4 protein-coding genes and 1 pseudogene are annotated in these 6,849 nt (G+C 71.0%); all 5 read right to left on the minus strand.

Annotated elements, in window-relative coordinates; genetic code table 11:
* Positions 1-82: 82 nt before the first annotated feature.
* A complete protein-coding gene (locus tag CA984_RS41615; RefSeq protein ID WP_086578833.1) occupies positions 83-1,663 on the minus strand; it encodes an NADH-quinone oxidoreductase subunit N in 1,581 nt (526 codons plus the stop codon).
* Positions 1,660-3,273, minus strand: a complete 1,614-nt coding sequence (locus tag CA984_RS41620; RefSeq protein ID WP_086578834.1) for a complex I subunit 4 family protein — start codon at positions 3,271-3,273, stop codon at positions 1,660-1,662. The genes CA984_RS41615 and CA984_RS41620 overlap by 4 nt, the downstream gene beginning before the upstream one ends.
* A gap of 364 nt (positions 3,274-3,637) precedes the next feature.
* Positions 3,638-5,575 (minus strand): NADH-quinone oxidoreductase subunit 5 family protein, encoded by a 1,938-nt coding sequence (locus tag CA984_RS41625; RefSeq protein ID WP_086578835.1) that lies wholly within the window; start codon positions 5,573-5,575, stop codon positions 3,638-3,640.
* Between the two features lie 128 nt (positions 5,576-5,703).
* Positions 5,704-6,030: pseudogene (gene nuoK / locus CA984_RS48480) on the minus strand (NADH-quinone oxidoreductase subunit NuoK); the annotation flags it as partial.
* A 2-nt stretch (positions 6,031-6,032) separates the two neighbouring features.
* Complete coding sequence (locus CA984_RS41635) at positions 6,033-6,569, minus strand: NADH-quinone oxidoreductase subunit J family protein (RefSeq protein WP_086578837.1); 537 nt, start codon at positions 6,567-6,569, stop codon at positions 6,033-6,035.
* Between the last annotated feature and the right edge of the window lie 280 nt (positions 6,570-6,849).

The raw sequence follows: 6,849 nt of genomic DNA on the forward strand, positions 1-6,849 counted from the left end.
AGATCGCGATCTGGGCTCCGCTGGTCGCGATCATCGCCGCACTGACCATGACCGTCGGCAACCTCCTGGCCCTGCGCCAGCGTCATGCCGTACGCCTGCTCGCCTGGTCCTCGGTCAAGGGAACACTCACTCCCGCAGGAGCACCGCCCACCGCCTCAAGAGTGCCGGCGCCCTCGGTCACCGGGACCGGGGTGAAGATCCGTGTGGCCCAGGCGACGTAGTAGTAGAGCCCGACGACCGTGTTGGCGGCCATCACCAGGGCCAGCCAGGTCCCGCCGCCGTCGACGAGCTCCCGGAACACCACGACCTTGGCGAACAGCCCGGCCAGCCCCGGTGGCAGCCCCGCCAGGCAGATCAGGAAGAAGGCCAGTGCCAGCCCGGCTGCCGGGTTGCGGAACGCCAGCCCGCGGTAGTCGTCCAGCCCACCCTGGGCCCCACGCCGCGACACCAGCATGACCACCGCGAACGCCCCGAGGTTCATCGCCGCGTAGAACACCAGATAGGCGATCGAGGCACTCACCGCCTCGTCGTCGCGGACTCCGAGGGGAGCGAGGATGTAGCCCGACTGGGCGACCGAGGACCAGGCGAGCAGGCGTACGGCATGACGCTGGCGCAGGGCCAGGAGGTTGCCGACGGTCATGGTCAGTGCGGCGATGATCGCGACCAGCGGAGCCCAGATCGCGATCTGGCCCCGCAGGGCGGCGACCAGGATGAGGATCAGCCCGGCGAACCCGGCGGCCTTGGAGATCACCGAGAGCAGAGCCGCGACCGGGATCGGAGCTCCCTGGTAGACGTCGCCCGCCCACGCGTGGAACGGCACCGCCGCGACCTTGAAGCCGAACCCGGCGATCACCAGGACCACGGCCACGATGAGCACCGGCGGCAGGTCGTAGGCGATCTGGAGCGTGGAGGCGTAGGCGTCGGGGCCGGGTACGGCCACGGACTCCGCGACGGGCCCGCGCAGGACCTGGGCCAGCCTTTCGAGGTAGACGGTCCCGGTCATGCCGTACAGCAGGGAGACCCCGAAGAGCATCACCGCCGTGGAGACCACGGAGACCAGGAAGAGCTTGACAGCCGCCTCCGAGCTCCGGCCGTCGTAGCGTCTGAGGGCGGTGAGCGCGAAGACCGGCAGCGAGACCAGCTCCAGCGCGACCACGAGCATGACCAGGTCCCGGGAGGCGGGCAGGGCGACGGCGCCGACCAGCGTGCAGAGCAGCAGGAAGTACCACTCTCCGACGGGGACGTCGCCGGAGGAGAGCTCCGCCATCGACAGGAGCACCACGACGGCCCCGGCGGCCAGCGCGAGCCCCGCGAAGACCAGCGTGAAGTCGTCGACCACGAACGAGCACAGCGCCGAGGCGGCTCCGCCCGGCCCGCCCGGCCCTGATCCGAGTGTCCCGATGTCCAGCGCGCCGATGCCGGCCCTGGTGGGGCCGGGGAGCCCGGCGGGCACGCAGAAGGTCCGCATCGGGCCGCCGTCCCGTACGGCCTGCGCGACCACCACGCCAAACGCGCCCAGGACCCCGGTGAGGGTGACCGCCCCGAGCAAGGGACGCGCGTACGGCCTGCGGGGCAGGAAGGCGTCCAGGAGCAGCACGGCTCCGGCCGTGAGGACGAGAACCAGCAGCGGCGCGACCGCGTAGTAGTCGATCGACTGGATCACGGTGCCCCCAGGAGGGTCTGGACCACCGGCCCGGTGACGAGCAGGAGCGTCTTCGGCCAGAGACCGAGCAGCAGGATCAGCGCGATCAGCGGCACCCAGGCGGCCAGTTCGTAGCCGGTGACGTCTCGCACGCGTGCGATCCCGACCCTCAGGACGGCCCTCGGCCGGCTGCCGCCTCCTCCGCCCACCGCGGCGAGCACCGGGGCGTGGACGGTCTCGACGGAGCGGCCGTGGGTGACGCGGGAGAGCATGAGCAGGAAGTAGGCGGCGGTCAGGACGGTGCCGAGGCCTCCGAGCGCCATGAAGGTCAGGTAGAGCGGACGGGACAGGCCCGCGGCCGGTGCGTAGGCGCCGAGGAGTGCCAGCATCTCGCCCCAGAAACCCGCCAGACCCGGCATCCCGAGGGAGGCGACGGCGGCGAAGGTCAGCAGGGAGCCGAGATGCGGCAGACGCGACAGCATGCCGCCCCCGAGCGAGGGCATGTCGGTGGTGCCGTAGCGATCCTTGATCGCTCCGGCGATGAAGAACAGCAGGGCGGTGATCAGGCCGTGGGCGATGTTGCCGAAGAGCGCGCCGTTGACGCCGACCGGGGTGAGCGTGGCGAACCCCAGCAGGACGAAGCCCATGTGCCCGATGGAGGAGTAGGCGATCATCCGTTTGAGGTCGCGCTGGGCGAGGCAGGCGAGGGAACCGTAGATGATGCCGATCACCGCGAAGGCGCCGAGCCAGGGAGCCATGGCCGCGGCACCGTCGGGCAGGACCGGGATGGCGATGCGGGCGAAGCCGTAGGTGCCCATCTTGAGCAGGACACCCGCGAGGAGCACCGAGCCGACGGTGGGCGCCTCGGTGTGGGCGGCGGGCAGCCAGGTGTGCAGCGGCCACATCGGAGTCTTGACCGCGAGGCCGATGCCGACGGCGATGAAGGCGAGCACCTGCGCCGAGGACGACATCCCCGTCCCTTGGGCGCGGGCCAGAGCGATCATGTCGAGGGTGCCGGTCTGCGCCCAGATGAGGAGCAGGCCGAGCAGGAGCACGACGGAGCCGAGCAGTGTGTAGAGAATGAACTTGATCGCCGCCGCCCGCCGGGCGTGTCCGCCCCAGACGGCGATCACGAAGTACATCGGGATGAGGACGACCTCGAAGAAAACGAAGAACAACAGCAGGTCGAGGGCGACGAATGTGCCGATCATGCCTACTTCGAGGACGAGCAGCGTGAACACCAGTGCCCGGGGCCGGTTACCGCCGGTCTTGGGCCGCAGTAGCTGTCCGGGCCCGTCGGCACGGCCCCAGCACAGGTAGACGGAGCAGAGGAAGACCAGCAGCGTGGTCAGTACGACCAGGGGCAGCGAGATGCCGTCCACTCCGAGGTGGAACCTGAGGTCCAGCCCCGGGACCCAGGCCAGATCCGTCGAGAACTGCACTCGGGCCGCGTCACCGTAGTCGAACCCGGCGGCCAGCACCACCGACAGCGCGAACGTGACCCCGGAGACGGCCAGGGCTTGCGCCTGGAGCAGCCGCCCCCCGGCGGCGGTGTCCCTCCCGAACGGTGCGAGCAGAGCGGCCGCCCCTGCCAGCGGCACCCCCAGAAGCGCGATCAGCACCCAGTTCATGGTCCGGCCCCCTCACTCGGCGTCGAGGCCGTGATCCGTCCACCCCACCCGGACAGCGTGAGCCCGATCCTCCTACCGCCCCCGGGCAGCGTGGGTGAGGAGACCCGGTCACTGCACCCGGACCGCGTGAGCCTGGTGCCTCTACCTCTGGAGAACGTGGGCCAGATCCCCCTACCACACCCAGGCGGCGTAAGTCTGGCGCCCCTACCACCCCGGGACAGCGTGAGCCTGGCGCCTCTACCACCTCTGGAGAACGTGGGCCAGATCCCCCTACCACACCCAGGCGGCGTGGTCGGGATCGTGCTCGTCGTCACTGGCCGGATCGGCGGCACCACAGTGGCGGCCGGTGAGGGCGACGGGGAACTCACCCGAAGATCACCGCCCCTACCGCGATGAGGAGGACGCCGGCCAGCAGGCCGGTCACATAGATCTGGGCGTTGCCGTTCTGTGCCAGGCGCACCAGGCCCGCCAGGCTCACGGTGGCCCGGCCCGAACCACGGACCGCGCCGTCGACCACGCGGTCGTCGGTGCGGGCGACCATGCGGGCGAGGCCGAGCACGGGCCGGACGAACAGCGCGGTGTAGAGGGAGTCGACGTAGAAGGCCTGCTCGCAGGGGGCGCGGAAGGGGCCGAGCATGCGGGCCGGATCGCCCAGCGGGTCACTGCGCCATGCCGCGTAGACCGCGCCGGCACCCAGCAGCGCCACCACGACGCTGAGGGCGGCCGTGCCCCAGTGGACCCCGGTGATGCCCACCAGGCCCAGGAGCAGGGCGGGAACGGCGAGGATGACGATGGGCCAGCGCATGGTGGCCGGCGCCTCATGGACGTCGACGACGTGGGCCGTGCCCGGCTCCGGCTCGGGGAGGGCGTTGACGGGACGCTCCCCGAAGAAGGTCCGCAGCCACGCGCGGGTGGCGTAGGCGCCGGTCACCGCGATCGTGGCCAGCGCGCAGCCGTACAGCAGCAGGGCCGCCGCGTCGGTGAGCGGCCCTGCTGACAGGGCGCGCTCCATGGCCACCAGCACCTCGTCCTTGCTGAAGAAGCCGCTCGCCGGGGGCAGGCCCATCAGGGCGGCGAAGCCGATCGTCATCGCGGCGAAAGTGATGGGAAGCTCCCTGTGGAGCCCTCCCATCGTGCTCATGAGGTTGGAACCGACCGCGTGGATCACCGCTCCGGCGCAGAGGAACAGCAGGGCCTTGAAAGCGCCGTGGGTGATCAGATGGAAGATCGCCGCGCTCTCGGATCCGGCGGCCAGAGCACCGGCCATGTAGGCGAGCTGGCTGATCGTGGAGTAGGCGAGGACGCGTTTGAGATCGTCCTGCGCCAGAGCGGCCAGGGCGGCGCCGAGCATGCCGAGCGCGGCGAGGACCGCGAGCACGTCCAAGGTGGGGCCGGCGTCGAGGAAGACCGGATAGAGGCGGGCGACGACGAAGATTCCGGCCGCGACCATGGTGGCCGCGTGGATGAGGGCACTGATCGGCGTCGGACCGGCCATCGCGTCGGGGAGCCAGACGTGCAGCGGGACCTGGGCGCTCTTTCCGGCGACCCCGGCGAGCAGCAGCATGGTCGCGGCGACGATCGTGCCGGTGGACATCTCGGGCACCTTGGCGATGACGTCGGCGACCCTGAAGCTGCCGGCCGCCGTGCCGAGGACGAAGATCCCGAACAGGAAGCCCACGTCCCCGAGCCGGGTGACCAGGAACGCCTTGACCGCCGCCCGGGAGTTGGCCCGGTCTTCCCACCAGTGCCCGATCAGCAGGTAGGAGCACAGGCCCATGATCTCCCAGCCCACGTAGAGGACGAGGAGGTCTGCCGCATAGACGACCAGGAGCATGGCGCCGGTGAACAGGCTGATGAAGGCGCTGTAGGAGGGGTAGCGCCGGTCGTCGCCCAGGTAACCGATCGAGTAGATCTGCACGGCCAGCGCGACCACGGTGACCAGCACCGCGATCGATGCGGAGAGGCCGTCGACGAGCAGCCCGACGGAGATCGGCACCGAGCCCGTGTCGATGACGTCGAGTGTCCCGGTGACGCCACCGATCCCGGACGGGCCGGAGGGCCCGGCGGGGAAGGGGAACGGCTCGCCCGGCCCGCCGCCACCGCCGCTCCAGCCGGCGTAGGCCAGCCAGACCGCGAGCACCGTGGAGATCCCGGTGGGCACGACCGCGATCCAGGCGGCCCGGCGGTTCGCGGCCACGTCGGCGGCTCCGCCCCGCACCCCCCGGGGGAACCGGGAGCCCAGGAGCCCGGTGGCCGCCGCGACGGACGGCAGCAGGATGACGAGAGCGGCGACGGCGATCACGACGTCTCACCCGACCTGGTGGCCGACTCGGATACGGCCTGGCCGGAGTCGGTGAGGGCGCCGCCGGATCCGGTGGGGGCCGGCCCTCGGAGCGGCCCTCGGAGCGGCCCTCGGACAGGGTCCCGAGCGGCGCCGTCACCGGTGCCGGTGGGTTCGGCCAGGTCGCGGAGGCGGTCGAGGTCCACGGTCTGGCGGTTGCGGTAGAGCGCGAGGATGATCGCGAGGCCGAGACCGACCTCGGCCGCAGCGATCACGATGACGAAAAGCGTGAGGACCTGTCCACCGTGCAACCGGTCGCGCAACCACACGTCGAACGCGACCAGGTTGAGGTTGACCGCGTTGAGCATCAGCTCGACGGACATCAGAACGAGGATCGTGTTGCGGCGGGCGAGCACGCCGTACACACCGATGGAGAACAACAGCGCCGAGACGACAGCCGGATAGACGACGTGCAACGTCAGTCCCTCCCCCGGATGTCGGTGCGGGACAGGACGATGGCGCCGATCAGGGCGGCCAGCAGGAGAACCGAGAGCGCCTCGAACGGGAGCACCCAGTTGCGGAAGATGCTGGAGCCGAGCTCCTTCGCCGAGCCCCCGCCGGGCTCCAGAGGGGCGTAGGCCGTGCGGAAGCCGTCGATGACCACGGTGACCAGCACGACGGCGGTGGCGACCGCCACGACCGCGGCGGCCGGCCGGTTGCGGCTGTCGAGATCGGCGGTTCTGCCGATCGGAGCGCGGGTGAGCATGATGCCGAACAGGAGCAGGGCGACGATCGCGCCGACGTAGATCAAGACCTGGACCCAGGCGACGAACTCGGCCGTCAGGACCAGGTAGCCCCCGGCCAGCGCGCCGAAGCAGACGACCAGCCAGAGAGCGGCGTGGACAAGCTGTCTGGTGGTCACCACCAGCAGCGCCGACCCGACGGCCACCGCGCCCAGCAGCAGGAAGACGATCTCCTGCCCGGTCGGCGACAGATAGGACGGCGCCTCGGTCACGTCTCCTCCTCAGGCTCTCCACTCGGATCCGTGGAAGAAGTCTGCTCCGGTCTGCCCGCCGCCGGAGGCGCGCCACCCTCATCTGTGGACAACTTCTCAGCGGATGGCTTGCCTGTGGATGGAGCGTCCTTCTTGGGCAGCGCTCCCGGTGGCCGGATGGCCCGGACGCTCGCGTGCCCCGCCGAGGCCGTTCGTGGAGGCCTGGGCGGGCCGGACCTGCCCGTCGTACGGCCCGCCGTACCGGCGCCGGGGGTGGAGACGTCCGGCGTGGAGGGGGGGT

The organism is Streptosporangium minutum, assembly GCF_002149035.1.
Lineage (GTDB): Bacteria > Actinomycetota > Actinomycetes > Streptosporangiales > Streptosporangiaceae > Streptosporangium > Streptosporangium minutum.

Coding starts and splice junctions, on each gene's coding strand:
- CA984_RS41620 (WP_086578834.1), bottom strand. CDS start 3,273: ATGAACTGGGTGCTGATCGCGCTTCTGGGGGTGCCGCTGGCAGGGGCG.